The 15,304-nt window shown below is 35.0% G+C and carries 14 protein-coding genes and 6 pseudogenes; 3 read left to right on the top strand and 17 right to left on the bottom strand.

Annotated features, from left to right (window positions below; translation table 11 throughout):
- Window positions 1-118 precede the first annotated feature (118 nt).
- The 6 genes from HMPREF9425_RS05120 to HMPREF9425_RS05145 form a co-directional block, all read right to left on the bottom strand.
- Window positions 119-808 carry an XRE family transcriptional regulator gene (locus HMPREF9425_RS05120; RefSeq protein WP_003092569.1) on the bottom strand — a complete coding sequence of 230 codons (690 nt, stop codon included), beginning with the start codon at window positions 806-808 and terminating at the stop codon, window positions 119-121.
- Window positions 809-902: 94 nt separating this feature from the next.
- Entirely contained in the window at window positions 903-1,418 is a 516-nt protein-coding gene (locus tag HMPREF9425_RS05125) for a transcription repressor NadR (protein WP_037621494.1), read from the bottom strand.
- 22 nt (window positions 1,419-1,440) lie between these two features.
- A complete protein-coding gene (locus HMPREF9425_RS05130) occupies window positions 1,441-1,968 on the bottom strand; it encodes an ECF transporter S component (protein WP_003093073.1) in 528 nt (175 codons plus the stop codon).
- Window positions 1,969-2,080: 112 nt separating this feature from the next.
- On the bottom strand, window positions 2,081-3,643 hold the full coding sequence (gene ffh, locus HMPREF9425_RS05135; RefSeq protein ID WP_003092909.1) for a signal recognition particle protein: 1,563 nt from the start codon (window positions 3,641-3,643) through the stop codon (window positions 2,081-2,083).
- A gap of 32 nt (window positions 3,644-3,675) precedes the next feature.
- Entirely contained in the window at window positions 3,676-4,008 is a 333-nt protein-coding gene (locus HMPREF9425_RS05140) for a putative DNA-binding protein (protein ID WP_003092415.1), read from the bottom strand.
- Between the two features lie 65 nt (window positions 4,009-4,073).
- Window positions 4,074-4,772 carry a GntR family transcriptional regulator gene (locus HMPREF9425_RS05145; RefSeq protein ID WP_003092716.1) on the bottom strand — a complete coding sequence of 233 codons (699 nt, stop codon included), beginning with the start codon at window positions 4,770-4,772 and terminating at the stop codon, window positions 4,074-4,076.
- A 168-nt stretch (window positions 4,773-4,940) separates the two neighbouring features.
- Here HMPREF9425_RS05145 and guaA point away from each other — a divergent pair, with 168 nt between their 5' ends.
- Together guaA and HMPREF9425_RS09430 are read left to right on the top strand one after the other, a co-directional pair.
- On the top strand, window positions 4,941-6,503 hold the full coding sequence (guaA, locus tag HMPREF9425_RS05150; protein WP_003092915.1) for a glutamine-hydrolyzing GMP synthase: 1,563 nt from the start codon (window positions 4,941-4,943) through the stop codon (window positions 6,501-6,503).
- A 228-nt stretch (window positions 6,504-6,731) separates the two neighbouring features.
- A pseudogene (locus HMPREF9425_RS09430) lies at window positions 6,732-6,860 on the top strand (helix-turn-helix domain-containing protein); the annotation flags it as partial.
- Window positions 6,861-6,895: 35 nt separating this feature from the next.
- Here HMPREF9425_RS09430 and HMPREF9425_RS05155 read toward each other — a convergent pair.
- From HMPREF9425_RS05155 to HMPREF9425_RS05195, 10 genes and pseudogenes are all read right to left on the bottom strand, one after another.
- A complete protein-coding gene (locus HMPREF9425_RS05155; protein WP_003097297.1) occupies window positions 6,896-7,792 on the bottom strand; it encodes a restriction endonuclease in 897 nt (298 codons plus the stop codon).
- A gap of 23 nt (window positions 7,793-7,815) precedes the next feature.
- A complete protein-coding gene (locus HMPREF9425_RS10335; protein WP_003097299.1) occupies window positions 7,816-9,147 on the bottom strand; it encodes a hypothetical protein in 1,332 nt (443 codons plus the stop codon).
- A 169-nt stretch (window positions 9,148-9,316) separates the two neighbouring features.
- On the bottom strand, window positions 9,317-10,900 hold the full coding sequence (locus tag HMPREF9425_RS10340; RefSeq protein WP_003097301.1) for a DEAD/DEAH box helicase: 1,584 nt from the start codon (window positions 10,898-10,900) through the stop codon (window positions 9,317-9,319).
- On the bottom strand, window positions 10,897-11,694 hold the full coding sequence (locus HMPREF9425_RS05165; RefSeq protein WP_003097302.1) for a Hachiman antiphage defense system protein HamA: 798 nt from the start codon (window positions 11,692-11,694) through the stop codon (window positions 10,897-10,899). Before HMPREF9425_RS05165 ends, HMPREF9425_RS10340 begins: the two co-directional genes overlap by 4 nt.
- A complete protein-coding gene (pezT, locus tag HMPREF9425_RS05170) occupies window positions 11,678-12,454 on the bottom strand; it encodes a type II toxin-antitoxin system toxin PezT (RefSeq protein WP_003097304.1) in 777 nt (258 codons plus the stop codon). Before pezT ends, HMPREF9425_RS05165 begins: the two co-directional genes overlap by 17 nt.
- A complete protein-coding gene (gene pezA, locus HMPREF9425_RS05175; protein WP_003097305.1) occupies window positions 12,454-12,930 on the bottom strand; it encodes a type II toxin-antitoxin system antitoxin PezA in 477 nt (158 codons plus the stop codon). The genes pezT and pezA overlap by 1 nt, the downstream gene beginning before the upstream one ends.
- Before the next feature lie 67 nt (window positions 12,931-12,997).
- A pseudogene (locus HMPREF9425_RS09105) lies at window positions 12,998-13,271 on the bottom strand (hypothetical protein).
- A 37-nt stretch (window positions 13,272-13,308) separates the two neighbouring features.
- A pseudogene (locus HMPREF9425_RS05185) lies at window positions 13,309-13,692 on the bottom strand (DUF5945 family protein).
- Complete coding sequence (locus HMPREF9425_RS05190) at window positions 13,689-13,922, bottom strand: DUF5965 family protein (protein WP_003097310.1); 234 nt, start codon at window positions 13,920-13,922, stop codon at window positions 13,689-13,691. The pseudogene HMPREF9425_RS05185 and the gene HMPREF9425_RS05190 overlap by 4 nt, the downstream one beginning before the upstream one ends.
- 50 nt (window positions 13,923-13,972) lie before the next feature.
- Window positions 13,973-14,611: pseudogene (locus HMPREF9425_RS05195) on the bottom strand (DNA primase); the annotation flags it as partial.
- Between the two features lie 91 nt (window positions 14,612-14,702).
- Here HMPREF9425_RS05195 and HMPREF9425_RS05200 point away from each other — a divergent pair.
- A pseudogene (locus tag HMPREF9425_RS05200) lies at window positions 14,703-15,029 on the top strand (transposase); the annotation flags it as partial.
- A 72-nt stretch (window positions 15,030-15,101) separates the two neighbouring features.
- Here HMPREF9425_RS05200 and HMPREF9425_RS10345 read toward each other — a convergent pair.
- A pseudogene (locus tag HMPREF9425_RS10345) lies at window positions 15,102-15,304 on the bottom strand (hypothetical protein); the annotation flags it as partial.

The raw sequence follows: 15,304 nt of genomic DNA on the forward strand, positions 1-15,304 counted from the left end.
TCCTCTTTATTTTCTTAGTAAAATATGATTTAAACTCTTTAAAAAAGCCAAAGACTTGGCTTCACTTTACTTATATTATATCAGATTTAGTTTAAGATGCCCAATCGATAAAAGTTGACTAAGCCTCAACAGGCATAAAGTTACCGACAATTTTACCAATGATTCGGGGATCTTCGTCATAGGGTGCGAACTTATCACCATAACGTTTATTGAGAGAAACTAATCGTAGCCCATCTTCCTCGCGATAAACTTTTTTGATATAGGTTTGACCGTCCCAGTCTACAGCATAAACAGCTCCATCATAATCAAAACCTGTTTGTTTGATTAGCACTACTTCGCCATTTAGGTAGGTAGGTTCCATAGAGTCTCCAAATACCCACGATGCAAAATCATGATCTAATTCTTCATCATAGAAAACTTCATCATAGTTGCCATCACCAAAGTAAGTGTAACCAGTTCCGGCTGATAAACGCTCGAAAACTTTGTAAGAGTAAAGCGAAATAACAGGTGCTTTCTGCTTTTCTGCTTCTTGCTCTTCTAGGAGAGCCTTAGTAAGTCGCAAAGCTTCCTGACGATTTTCCTCATTTAGTTCCAAGTAAACTTCTACAATCTCATGTTCAGAAAGAAAATAGGTCTCAGCTACGCCAAAAAGTTCAGCCAAAATCGATAGGTTCTTTTGATTTGGTTTCGTCTTACCATTTTCCCAATTAAAATAAGAGGAGCGAGAAATTCCTAGATGCTTAGCCACTGCTGCCTGACTCATTCCTTGTGCTTCTCGAATTTCCTTAAGTCTTTGTCCTGAAAACATGGCTACCTCCGTAAGTTAATAAACTAACATAAGTTTATCAAAAAAAGCAGTTGTTTTCAAGTGAAACTAACTACTTTTACATTTCTCTTTTATCTCATTCTTTAACTAAAAATCCTAGATGATTTAGTGCCTCTTCTATATAAGCCATATCCTGCTCACTATCTGCTTCGACAAGATGGTAATGAACGCCATTTGTTAAATCAGATAAGGGGCGAAAGTCATTTGACGATGATTGATCTAAAAAATGACTAACATCTCGACGACAAGTCAATTTCAACAAAGTCTGAATTTCTCCATAGACTGGATGATCTATCATGATATTTTGAATACGGCCTCCATTATCAACAATAGCCAAAAGCTCATCTTTCATATCTGACACAGTATGATTCACCTTAAACAGCCTACGTACATAAGAATTGTCATCGCTACTTTTAAAGATATATCCCCTATTAGTTGAAATAATCTGGGCACCATCTGCACGTAAAAGTGCAATATCTTGAACAATGATTTGACGTGTCACACCAAAATGCTCCGCCAAACTCTGTCCATTTATTGCCTCTTTAGCTCCCTTTAAGAGTGCCAATAATTCTTGTTTTCGATTTGAAGCTATAGACCAACCACCCCTCTTTCAACTAGCGTATTTTTCGAATACTTTTAAAAATTGATAATGCTATAACATAGTCTATCATACTATGGACAATAGTGCCAAAACCAACTAAAACAAAGAGAACATAGAACAGTTTTTGGAAATCCTCTCCTGTTACTGAATAAAAAATCACACAAGCAAGAACTTCACCTATAGCATGGATAAGCCCTAAAACAAAGTTAAAAAGCAATGATGATTTATGATTTTCTATCGTTCGTGGAAATTTTTTCAAATAGAGTGCGCCTAAAAAACCAAATATAATATGAGAAAAGGCTCTAAAAACAACCACAATCGGATAGCCAGCCATAAAGTATCCCAAACTAGAAGCTAAGATAACAAAAACAGTTACCCAGGGAGATATAAACATAGCTAGAAATATTGGAACATGACTCCCCAAAGTATACGAAGCCGGTGGGATGATTAGTTTAATTGGCATGATACTTGGGATAAGGATAGCAATTGCAGTTAATAAAGCTGCAAAGGTCATTTCTTGAATTCTCTTTTTAGGTTTCATGATTTACTCCTTTTTACTGTATATACATTAGTATGTTACAGTGTATAGTTATATAAGTCAATATTTTTCAGAAAAAAACACTAGCGCAAAATGCCCTAGCGTTCTAAGTTTCTTATTTACGTTTTTTCTTAGCTTTCTTCAACTTGTTAGCTTGCCGCTTCATCGCATGTTTCATGGCAAATGAACCAACTTTACCTTTAAGACCACCACCAAGCATTTGGCTTAGATCCATATTCCCTAGATCTGGCATACCAGCGCCACCCATCATGCCTTCAAGAGCAGACATGTCCATATTACCCATATCAGGCATATTTGGCATGTTTTTTGGCAGATTATTTGGGTTAAGACCCATTTGACGCATCATTTGTTCCATGTCGCCAGACATAACGCCTTGCATCATTTGTTTGGCTTGATTGAAATCTTTAATAAACTTGTTTACTTCGATGAAGGTATTTCCCGAACCATTGGCAATACGGCGACGACGGCTTGGTGTCAAAAGATCTGGATTTTCACGCTCTTCTGGTGTCATTGATGACACAATGGCACGCTTGCGAGCAATCTGTTTCTCATCTACTTTAACATTAGCCAAGGCAGGATTGTTAGCCATACCTGGCAACATCTTAAGCAAATCCTCCATAGGACCCATATTTTGCACTTGGTCTAATTGGTCGATGAAGTCATTGAAATCAAAGGTATTTTCACGCATCTTTTCAGCCAACTCAAGAGACTTTTTCTCATCGTATTCTTGAGAAGCTTTTTCAATAAGGGTAAGAAGGTCACCCATACCTAAGATACGGCTTGACATACGGTCAGGGTGGAAAGTCTCGATATCCGTAATTTTCTCACCAGTACCTGTAAATTTAATCGGCTTACCAGTGATCTCACGAATAGAAAGAGCCGCACCACCACGTGTATCACCATCAATTTTAGTAAGAACGACACCTGTGATATCTAGTTGTTCATTGAACTCCTTGGCAACGTTAGCAGCTTCCTGACCAATCATACTATCTACAACCAAGAGAATCTCATTTGGATGAGCAAAACCTTTGATATCACGCAACTCTTGCATGAGGGTTTCGTCAATCTGCAAACGACCAGCCGTATCAATCAAGACATAGTCATTCTTATTGGCACGCGCTTGTTCCAAACCATTTCTGACAATCTCAACCGCCGGTGTCTCTGTACCCATATCAAAAACAGGAACATTGATTTGTTGCCCTAAAGTCTTCAACTGGTCAATGGCTGCTGGACGATAGATGTCCGCTCCAATCATCATTGGACGGGCTTCTTGTTCTTTAATCAGCTTATTAGCCAATTTACCAGCAAAGGTCGTTTTACCAGCCCCTTGAAGACCAACCATCATAATGATTGTTGGAATCTTTGGAGATTTCTCAATTTCAGATGTTTCAGACCCAAGAATCTCTGTCAATTCTTCATTAACAATCTTAATGATTTGTTGTGAAGCATCAAGAGTATCAATAATTTCGTGACCTACAGCGCGTTCACGAACACGTTTGATAAATGTCTTAACAACTGGTAGAGCTACGTCTGCTTCAAGAAGTGCCAAACGAATCTCTTTAGTGACTTCTTGAACTTCTTTCTCTGAAAGTTTTCCTTTACGTCTTAAATTTTTGAAAACGCCTTGCAAGCGTTCCGTTAAGCTTTCAAAAGCCATATATCATTTCCTCTCTTACTCTCTGCTTGAATCTAATCTCTATTATCAATGCTACTAAGCACAGCAATTTGTTCCTGAAGATAGCTATCATCAGGGTATTTTTCAATGATATCATCAAAAATTTGGTTACGGACGATGTAATCTGAATACATATGTAATTTCATCTCGTAAGCTTCTAAAATCTTCTCAGTACGCTTGATGTTATCATATACGGCCTGACGACTCACACCAAATTCCTCGGCAATTTCTGCCAAACTATAATCATCCGCATAATATAGCTCAATATAGTTCATCTGCTTATCTGTTAACAAGGCTGCATAGAACTCAAACAGGGCATTCATGCGATTGGTTTTTTCAATTTCCATAAGCTCCATTTTACCATAAAATCATGGTGTTAGCACCATTCTTATGCAGAAAAAAGCAGTGACTTCTAATTGTTCTCCAAATAAAATTCAAAACGGTCGCCAACATAGTAACTTCTTACATATTCGAAAGCCTGTCCGTCTTGGAGGAAGGAAATTTGTATCAGACTCAAGAGAGCATCACCGGTCTTAACCTTAAGGTGCTTGGCTAGACTACTATTGGCCGAACTTGCTGATATGGTCTGCTGACTTTTTCCTATTTCATAGCCATTATCGGTCAGTGTCTTGAAGAAATGTTCGGTAATATCTGATTCCTTAAAACCTCGGATAATTTTCTCAGGGATACTGGCAATTTCATAGGCAACCGGAATGTCATCGGCAAAACGAACACGTTCCATACGAATGACATGGGACTGTGGCAAGACACCTAAATTCTTGATTTCGAACTCATTTGGATGTAGACGTTGATACGAAATAAGCTCACTAGACGGCTTCTTGCCTTGGGATTTGACAATCTCAGTAAAACTCGTAGTTCCACGCATTTTTTCCTTAACTCGACTGCTAGCCACAAAGGTTCCACTGCCTGGTTTGCGTTCTAAAATCCCCTCATCCACTAAAAGTGTTATCGCCTGGCGCACAGTCATCCGACTCACATCAAAAGTCTCGCAAAGATCTCTCTCGCTAGGAAGACGTTGCCCGATTTTCCAAGCACCATCATCAACATCTTCCTTTATCTTATCATGTATCCGAATATACGCTGGTAACATCAAATCCCCCCTCCTTTTTTCCTATTTTACAAAAAAAGTGACATAATTGTAAAGATAAGTAAGGGACTTACAGTTTCTCGTATAAATCTAGGTGCTAAGTCCATAAATTTGTGATACAATGATTGCATAAGAAAGAGTCCATGTGTGACGTAAAAAGAAAGGGTAATAATGACTGACATTTCTACTTTGAATGATGTGCAGAAAATCATTGTTCTAGACTATGGTAGCCAATACAATCAGCTGATTGCACGTCGTATTCGTGAATTTGGCGTTTTCTCTGAATTGAAGAGCCATAAAATTACTGCTGATGAAGTCCGTGCCATAAATCCTATCGGTATCGTACTTTCAGGTGGTCCTAACTCTGTTTATGCCGAGGATGCTTTCGGTATTGACGAAGAAATTTTCGAGCTTGGTATCCCAATTCTTGGTATCTGTTACGGAATGCAACTTTTGACCCACAAACTCGGTGGTAAAGTTGTTCCTGCTGGTGAAGCAGGTAACCGTGAGTATGGCCAATCAACACTTCGCCTTCGTGCCCAATCAGAGCTCTTTGCTGGAACTCCTGAAGAACAAGTCGTTCTGATGAGCCACGGTGATGCTGTTACAGAAATTCCAGAAGGTTTCCATCTTGTTGGTGACTCAGTGGATTGCCCATTCGCTGCGATGGAAGATACTGAGAAAAACTTCTATGGTATCCAATTCCATCCAGAAGTTCGTCACTCTGTGTATGGTAATGATATCTTGAAAAACTTTGCTTTTGGCATCTGTGGTGCCAAAGGTGACTGGTCAATGGCTAACTTCGTAGATATGCAAATTGCACAAATCCGTGAAACAGTTGGTGACCGTAAAGTCCTTCTTGGGCTCTCAGGTGGGGTTGATTCATCTGTTGTTGGTGTCCTTTTGCAAAAAGCTATCGGAGATCAATTGACATGTATCTTCGTTGACCACGGTCTTCTCCGTAAAGGTGAAGGTGACCAAGTTATGGAGATGCTTGGAGGTAAATTTGGCCTTAACATTATCCGTGTTGATGCTTCTAAACGCTTCCTAGACCTCTTGGCTGGTGTTGATGATCCTGAGAAAAAACGTAAAATCATCGGTAACGAGTTTGTTTACGTCTTTGATGACGAAGCAAGCAAACTTAAAGGTGTAGACTTCCTGGCTCAAGGAACACTCTACACTGATATTATTGAATCAGGTACTGAGACAGCTCAAACAATCAAATCTCACCACAACGTTGGTGGTCTTCCAGAAGACATGCAGTTTGAATTGATTGAACCACTTAACACCCTCTTTAAAGATGAAGTCCGTGCCCTTGGTACTGAGATGGGAATGCCTGATGAAGTCGTTTGGCGTCAACCTTTCCCAGGACCAGGACTTGCCATCCGTGTTATGGGTGAAATCACTGAAGAGAAACTTGAAACTGTTCGTGAGTCTGATGCTATCCTTCGCGAAGAAATTGCCAAAGCTGGTCTTGATCGTGATGTATGGCAATACTTCACTGTTAACACAGGCGTTCGCTCTGTCGGTGTTATGGGTGATGGCCGTACTTATGACTACACTATCGCTATCCGTGCTATCACTTCAATTGACGGCATGACAGCTGACTTTGCGAAACTTCCATGGGAAGTTCTTCAAAAGATTTCTGTTCGTATCGTTAACGAAGTTGACCACGTTAACCGTATCGTCTACGATATTACAAGTAAACCACCTGCAACTGTAGAGTGGGAATAAAATATAAACCTAATTTAAAGTGATTTGATTGATTTAACAGCATTTTGTATTGTTTTAAAACGCTAAAATCTAATTAATTATATTTGGTTCCCCACCAAATACCCCACCAGAATTTCTTTCTGGTGGGGATTTTTGTCTCTTGGAAATACAATATAAGTGCACAATAAAAACTCATAAGGTTTTTCTAGTAAAATAGAATTGAACAAACTAGTTACGAAAGGAAAAATTATGAGCTACTCACATCTTACCATAACCGACCGAATAAAGATAGAAACCTACTTAGAATTAGGTTTGAAACCTTGCCAAATTGCAAGTAAACTTGGCGTCCATAAGTCTACCATTTCAAGAGAGTTAAGGGGTAAGAAAAAAGAGAGCCGAAACTCTCGGAAAAGTTATTCTTGATTAATTATAGAAACATTTGGATTGCCAGTTTTAGAAGCACCAATTATCTTAACTTTTAAAGCTTCGTACAAACTAATTCTATTTTCTAGAATATAAGCTAATTCTTGTCCATCCATAAATAAAATTTTAGCATCTTTATTAGAAAAATCCTGTATTACTTCATCTCTAAAACCATTTATTGAAAGAAACAGTCCCCGAGTCGAAGTTAGTTTTGTATCAACTTTTTGTTTTAAAGAAGCTATTTTCGGAGAATTTACTGGATTTTTTTCCCATTTCATTTCAACTAAATAATCAAAACCTTCAAACCTAAAATAGCCATCTAACTGTTGAGTATTTGTGATATTTCTATACGAACCATGGTAATCAATATCATTAATTCTGAATAAATTAGCAACAATTTTTTCTAAACAATATCCTCTTTCTTGAGGATTATCACTTGAAAATAGCGAATAATACTCCGTTTTTAGTTCTTCAATTTTTTGAAGGCGTTGTTGCCTGAGTTGTATTTTCACTTCCTGTTTTGAACGATGATAAGAATTATTAAGTGTCTCGTTAACCTTATTCTGTTGAGTATCACCTATCAGTCGCTTTAATTTTCTTAACGCATCTAATCCTCTATCTCTATCTTGAACTTCATCAGGAATATTTTTCATCTTATAAAATTCAGTTGCTATTTGTCTAATTATAAATCTTCCATTTTCTGTTTTATTAAGTTCATTTATAACATTTTTCGCCCACACAAACTTCGGTTCTGATTTCCATCTTAATATCAAATTATTAGGAACTCCTGAAGCCTGCATAAATGAAACGACAGTATCTTTATAATGAAAACACAATCCAAAACACTGAATAATTTGTTGTTGGATTTCGAAAGATATTTTAGTCATTTTTCTCCTTTCTATCAACTATTTTACATTTCATTAATTAACCGTGTATAGTAACTTGGAAAATCACTCAATTTATCTTCAATTCTAGATGATTTCTGCTTAATTTCACTTCTAATCTGATTTTTACTTAGAGAATTAATCTCTTGAGCAATCAATTGAACTACAATTCTATCTGAAAAACCCAATTCATAGATATTGATTTCTTTTTCAAGAGATAAGCCATACTTCAGTCTCCTTATCAGTCTAGTTAGCACCTCCATTTTCTCTCCAAACAATTCTTCAAGAATATTGTTAACTGCATTTAAAATCATTAATGTTTCATACCCTAACCCATTATCACAAATGGAGATAATATCAGACAAATCAATTGGTTTTAAATTTCCTCTTCTTTCAATTTTAATTAACTTTTCAGTACAACTTTCCAGTATTTGAAAGTAAGAAATACCGTTAATCCAGAGTTGACTAATATAATTTAAATTTTCTACACTTAATTTTCCTATCTCCTTATTATTTGAAAAAACTATTATTATCTCAGTTAAAATATTTAATAAATCTTCTTCTCTCTCGCAAGAAAGGATAGAAGTTCTATTTTCCTGAACCCATACTTTTAACCACTCAGATTGATACAATCCAATTGAGTTTTTTGCAATTATTTCAGTTTCCACAAAACTGGTATCTATTTTAGATTTTATCAAGACAAATAATTCTTTTATCTTTTCTTGCTCCTCTTCATTACCTAAAAAATATCCAAAAGTATTTTCAGCTAAACTATCAGTCTCCAGTTCAGTAGCATACATAGAAGCAATATAATTTTCAATTGCAATTAGTGTATTATCAATCTGGTTTATCTTAGAATTAAAATCCTTGAAAAAAGGACTGTCTTGTTCTTTTAATTCTGATAAAATATTATTTACTTTTGTTCTGTAGTCTACATCACTGTCAAATTTCTCTTTAATCAAACTCCAATAATCAAAATCTATGGGATTCAATCGATATTTAGTTGGAACTACTGATTTAAATTGTACAATACTGAGAATATTACTTTGACAACCCTCTGTATTAATAGGATTTAATAATGCTTCATAGTTTTGTTTTTTCCATTTATTTTTTGGTGATTTATAAATATTGGGCTCTGTTAAGATTATTGTTCCTTCTGTATATTTTCCAGCCCTGCCTGCTCTACCTATCAAATTCTGAAAATCACGAACTTTTATTGCATCTCCTGCTTGATACACACTTGGGATGATCAAGTATTTAATGGGTAAGTTTACACCTTGTGCTAAGGTTGAAGTACATATTACATTATTTATTTTACTTTTTGAAAATGCATACTCTATAGCAATGCGTATCCCCATAGGTATACCTGAATGATGTGAAAAAACTCCTAGCTGACTACATGTATATTCAACACTATCATATCCTAAATTTTGACCTATTAAGTTTCCTATTTTTTCAACTTCAGAGATATCTGAGTTTGTTAAAAAATTGCTTAGATCATAATTCCTATTATTTAAGTCTATAAATTTACGTAAAACAGCACTGACTGTGTCTTTTCTTCCGCAAAAAAATTCCTACTCCACCATTATTAATTAGCTTAATGCCATAATAGATACTTATATCATTTTTGTTTGTTAGTTCTGGAAATACTTTTTGTTTACGTTCTTTTCCAAGCTGCTCTAGTCTACTTACACTAATAGTACGTGGAACAAAAAATTCTTCTTCAAATGTAATAGGATTTACAAAATATAATTGCTCATTACTCCCGTTTAAATCACTAAACGCAACTCTTTTCTCTGTTGTTTTTATCGAATTATTAGAAACAATTACTCCATCTTCGTTAAACCACCGATTTATATCTTCACTATTTGGTATTACAGCAGATATTAAAATCTTCTGTATTTCTTTTGGGAAAATTTGTTTAACTGTTGACAACAGTAATTCAAAATTGGTTCCACGACTTGGATCATCAAAAAGATGTGCTTCATCAAAAATACAAAGTCCTATTTCATCAATAAAACTTTGATGATTTCTCAATAAAAATAACAACTTCTCTGGAGTAAGTATAAAAACTCTTTTTTTACCATCATTAAAAATTGAGAAATCCTGTGGAATCTCTGGTAAATCAAAAACTTCACTAACAACCACATTATTCTCATCGACGAAATGTGTATTAATATCTCGATATATTTCTCTACATAATGCTCTAAAAGGTGCAACAATCAATGCATTATAAACTCGATTTGAATAAAATGCTGATCTTAATATTAGATTGATTGAGGCTGTTTTACCTGAACTTGTTGGCATTTGAACTATTCCCGATTTACCTGAAAATATCCCTTTTCTTCCTAATTCAATTTGAGAAGGCCAAAGCTCTTTTATACTACCTTCTGTTTGTATATAATCCTGCCATGATGAAAAATCTAAATCTGAAAATTCAGGCAGTAATTTTGTTGATGAACTATTTATTTTTTTACATACTACTGCCAAAAGACAGTTTACAATAATTACAGAAAAATCACTCCCAGTTCTATATACTATATCTTGTAAATCACTAAAAACATCTGGAGAAAACTCAGTTTTTGATAAAATATAATTTCTATATGATTCAACTAGAGTATTTAACTCACGAGAGTATTTACCTTCTATTGGAGTATGATTCAAAAAGGGTTCATCCATTATAACGTCAATAAACACTTTGATAAGAGTCATACTGTCTTCTAATAACTGGATATCATCCGATATATAGTTAATCATAACTCTCGAACTACCATTATAATCGCCTAGATAATAAGCTGTGGTACCCAGTATTGCAATATAGTCTTGATATTCAGCCGAATTTCCTAATCCTGACGCCAGCAATGCATCAAAATATTCAGCAGCGTGCTGTAATTGATTTTTTAATTGTAAACTAAACTGCTTATGATTGATATAATCTTCAAAATACTTCCTAGCAGTATCTGCAACAATTGCTAGTGCCACAAGAAATGATTTTTGAGCTTCTTCTGAAATTTGAATATGACTCTCCTTAGGAACAGCAAACTCAAACATTTTTGCTTTAGACCGCACAAGTTTTGAATAATACAATGATCGTTGTCCAAACTCTATCATACGTCACTCGCTTTCAAATAAAGTGCATTTATAAAATCCATCAATTTTTCAGAATGTATCACAAGCAGTTTTAATTTATCACACGCCACATGATTTTTCGTAATAACTTGTTTAATAGTGTCCAAATTAAAAGAAACATTCGAGTGAATAGCAACAGCTCCATATGTAACTTGATACGGATTATCTGTAATATTTAGAAATCTAGATAAAATATTAGCTTCATCTTGATTTGAATTAAACAATTTTTCATAACTAGCAACAATTGATGTAGAAAATCTTTCAAAGTCCTTGTTAGAATCGTTAATAGCTTCTTGAAGTCTATTTTTAGCTTTAAAATCAGTCTTATTTGATGCTGATGATTTCACTTCTATGACTATGACTTCGGCATTACCTGGAGCTTTAGGATCATATCTATATCCCAACGCATCACTTCCTAAAGTTGGTCTATCTTTATTTTCTCTGCTATTAAAACGAGTTCTGGGAACAAGATAGTTTTCAAAATATTGTAGATAATCAGATACTAAAATTTCACCAAAATCACCTGATTTTGTTGAAGGTACACACGGTAGTTTATTTTCATTTAAATATTTCGAAGATTCTATCCCCATTACATATGTCATATGTTGTAATTTTTCATCCGAACAATAATTTCTTCTGAATTGTTTTGCCCAATCTTCAAAAATCTCTGGTTCATCTTGAATGTCTAAATGAAAAACCTCAATCTGCTTACCTTCATCAGTAATAATAGGTTCTTCTTGAATTAGATACTTCATATAACTATACATCGTTTCCATTACTTTTACTCATCTCCCTCAACCGTTCTTCTCCCACCTTCAACATCTCTTCCTCTACCTTGCTCCATTTTCCGAAGAGGCATTCTTGTAGCACTTCTGCTGCTGAAGTCTTATCTTGTTCTGAATCATATACACAACTTCTATCTCGTTGATAAATTTGAATTCTTTCAAAGATAGTCAGTTCTTCCAATTGTCGTGTATTATCAACTAGATGTTTTACAATGAAATCATGATGTTCTTTTGGAGTTGCGCGTGCTTGATTTGGATTAATAGCGTGCAGTTCTTCGTATCGGATAAGGGTGCTCAGATAAGACAGCTTAGGTTTTGTCGCAATCAAGGCTAATTGTACTTTATATCCCTTATTTTTCAAGAGTTGTGCCGTTTTCTTTGGAACATCAATTGTTCGTAAAGTTCCCTCGATCAAAAGATTGTATCCCAAATGACTCAATTCGGTTACTAAAGACTCTACCATTTTCCCTGCAAAATCTTTGGTGTATTCTACACTATCTTTGCCATATTCTTGCTGCAGTTCTAAATAGTGTGGATGCTGAGAGCGAAAACTATCTCCATCAATAATAACAATATTCCCTTGAAATTCTTTCTGTTTGATACGATGAATTGTAGTCTTACCAGCACCACTTTGCCCTCCAAGCAAAATCGCTATAGGTTGCTTACTGAACTTTTTTTCTCTTATCAGAGAACGAAGGTTCCGCTCTAAAGCCTGCTTAAATGCACTATCGGTATAATCTTGGATTTCCATTAGGCTACCATCCGTTTTTCAGATATCTCTAACATACGTTCAATTCCATCCAAATAACCGCTATATCTCTCTATTTCATCAAAAGTTTCTACTAAATAGATATTCGTATGAATCAAATCAGATAGATCATCACTCATTAAAATCCAAGGATTAGATTCATCATCAACGCTAATTCCCTGACTATCTTGATAACGATAGAGTCGAGATAATAGATTAGCACCTCTTTCTTTCACTATTTCAATTTTTAAAGTCAATTCATAATCTTCAACAGGATTAAGCATTTTGTCTTCTCCTACAATATCGACATAAGATACATTAAACTTCTGACAAATGATGTCTATTAGTTCCGTAGAGACTGAACTAGTACCATTTTCATAACGACTCAAGCTATTTCGAGAAATTCCTATAATTCGGGCAAATTCGGGTTGTGTTAAGTCATGTGTTTTACGTAAAGATTTTATGTTCTTTCCAATCATGGCAAACTCCTTTATTTTTATAATTCAATTATAGCATAAAAAAGCATAATGCACCAATTTTGGTGCGTTATTGACTGTTTTTCCTAAATCTCTCTAAATTCTTCTCCAATTGTTCCTTATGAAGTTGATTCTTAGCTTCCTTTAATGTGTCGTTCAAAGTTTCTTCTCTACAAGTTGATTCTGTTTTTTAGTTGTTCTGATCCTTGATATTGAGTGAAAATGATATCTAACAGTTGATCTATTTTTTCAAGGTCTTGGACAGACATATCAGATAGTCTATGAATTAGCTTCTTAAATACATCACTATTGTCCTGATTTTTCTTAAAAAATGTTGTAAACATCTATAACCTCTCAAAAAAAGCAGCCTATCAGGACTGCTTAATGTAATTCGGAAATCGCATCATAAATTGACTGCAATTTCTTATTGTCTTTATTCTTTGTGTCAATCAACGTATGTAGCTCTTCAATTTTCTTTTGACTACTTTCAATATCACTGTTGTTATCCGCAATAAGTCTTTTAAGATGTTGCTAATAACTTGTAGTAATATCTGTCTCTTTTCCTGTTCTAACCTCTGTAACTTTGGGTTTAGAACTAGGATTTGACTCCGTCACAGGTGCTTGTTTTCGCTTTTGAAAAGCTGCTTCATAATTTACAGCATTACCTCCTTGATGATTTCCAAATAAGGCCGCAATTTTATCTGGATCTTCTTGATTTTCTGATTTACTTTCTAATGGTTGATTAAAATTCCAATCTTTTGTCATTCACTCATTTCATCCTCTCTAAATTCAGAATCATCGAATTGTCTTTCTTTACCAAAGGCATGGTCAAGAGCTTCTTCAAAACTCATGTGACTAATGCTTTGACGCCTTTTGAACGTCGCAAACATCGCTGTCTCTAGTTGCTCTTTGTAAGCAGCGAGTTTTTCTGTCTCTCTTGCTACCTTACTTTCTTGCCTAGTGACCTTTTCTTCTAAGCGTTCGATTATGGTCATATATGATCCTCCTTCATTCTAATATTAGCTAAAACTTCTTGATTTTGTTATCACAATTCTAAACATTGAGAGGTTTGTCTTACTGGTGGATTTCCAAATGTCCCTTTTACAGTCTCAAGCATAAATTGTAAATCTGATTTCTTTTCTCTAAGGACATCATTCCAGTCTATTTTTTCTTTCCCAGATTCATTATCAGGAAAATCCAGTAAAACAGGAAATCCTGATTGAGATAACATATCAGAAAAATCTTTTCCATCATCACAATCTACAGCCAGTGTCAATAAATCAGGATGATTATCAAAATAAGTAGTTGTATCATGAATTGTATTGATCAAAGGCAATAACTTTGAAGGTATTACTGTATCTAAAAATTCCAACTTCTGATTTTCTTCAGCTATCAGTCGTAAAGTTTGATAAGCAACAACAGACCTTTTTAATCCTTCCATAGATACCAAACGAACATCAGTTAAACTTTGTTGATGAAGTTCGTAATAGCTCATCAAGTCGATAAACGATTCACAAAAGACCAGTCTATTTGGTTTACCAATATCAAAGGTTATTCCAACATGTCCATGACTTCCTTTTAGAATCGTTTTTAACCTCTCTCTTGGAAAAGAGTGATTCTTATAAATCCCTTGTAAGCTCGCTGCCTGAAGTTTGTGACGATGAGCAATTTTTTTTAAAACGATAAATTGTAAAATATAGTACACCAAAAAAACTCATAGCGTTTCATTGGTGTAAACTGTAAGTAACCACACAAACAGAACCCGAGGAAAAACTATGAGCTACTCACATCTTACCATAACCGACCGAATAAAGATAGAAACCTACTTAAAATTAGGTTTGAAACCTTGCCAAATTGCAAGTAAACTTGGCGTCCATAAGTCTACCATTTCAAGAGAATTAAGACGATGCCAAAATGGTTATTCCGTAGCCTTAGCACAGGAACAGTACGACCACAGGTCTAAACAAAAAGGTCGGAAGTCTTGTTTGACACCAGAGTTGAAAAAGGAAATTGAGGACGGTTTAAAATCCTCCTGGTCGCCTGAACAGATTTGTGGCCGCTATCAGCTTGAACAAAAGCTAATGACAGCCTTCAAAACTATTGGTTTTCGAATGATAAAAACATACTGAGATTCAACCTTCTCAGTATGTTTATTTTATTATATTGTTTTTTTCTTATTCCACAATTGTATAGTCACCACTTTGAAGTAAGCTCAAGACTTTATTTACAAATTGTGTTGAAAGTAATCCTTCAATATTAGCACCATGAGTCTTAAAATCTTTGTCAATTTCTTTAATTTGTAAGTTAGTATACTTTTTAGCCTTTTGTTCCGAAATTGGTAAATGGAAACTATACTCCCCAATTTCATAAACTAAAA

Source organism: Streptococcus vestibularis ATCC 49124 (genome assembly GCF_000188295.1).
GTDB classification, from domain to species: Bacteria; Bacillota; Bacilli; order Lactobacillales; family Streptococcaceae; genus Streptococcus; species Streptococcus vestibularis.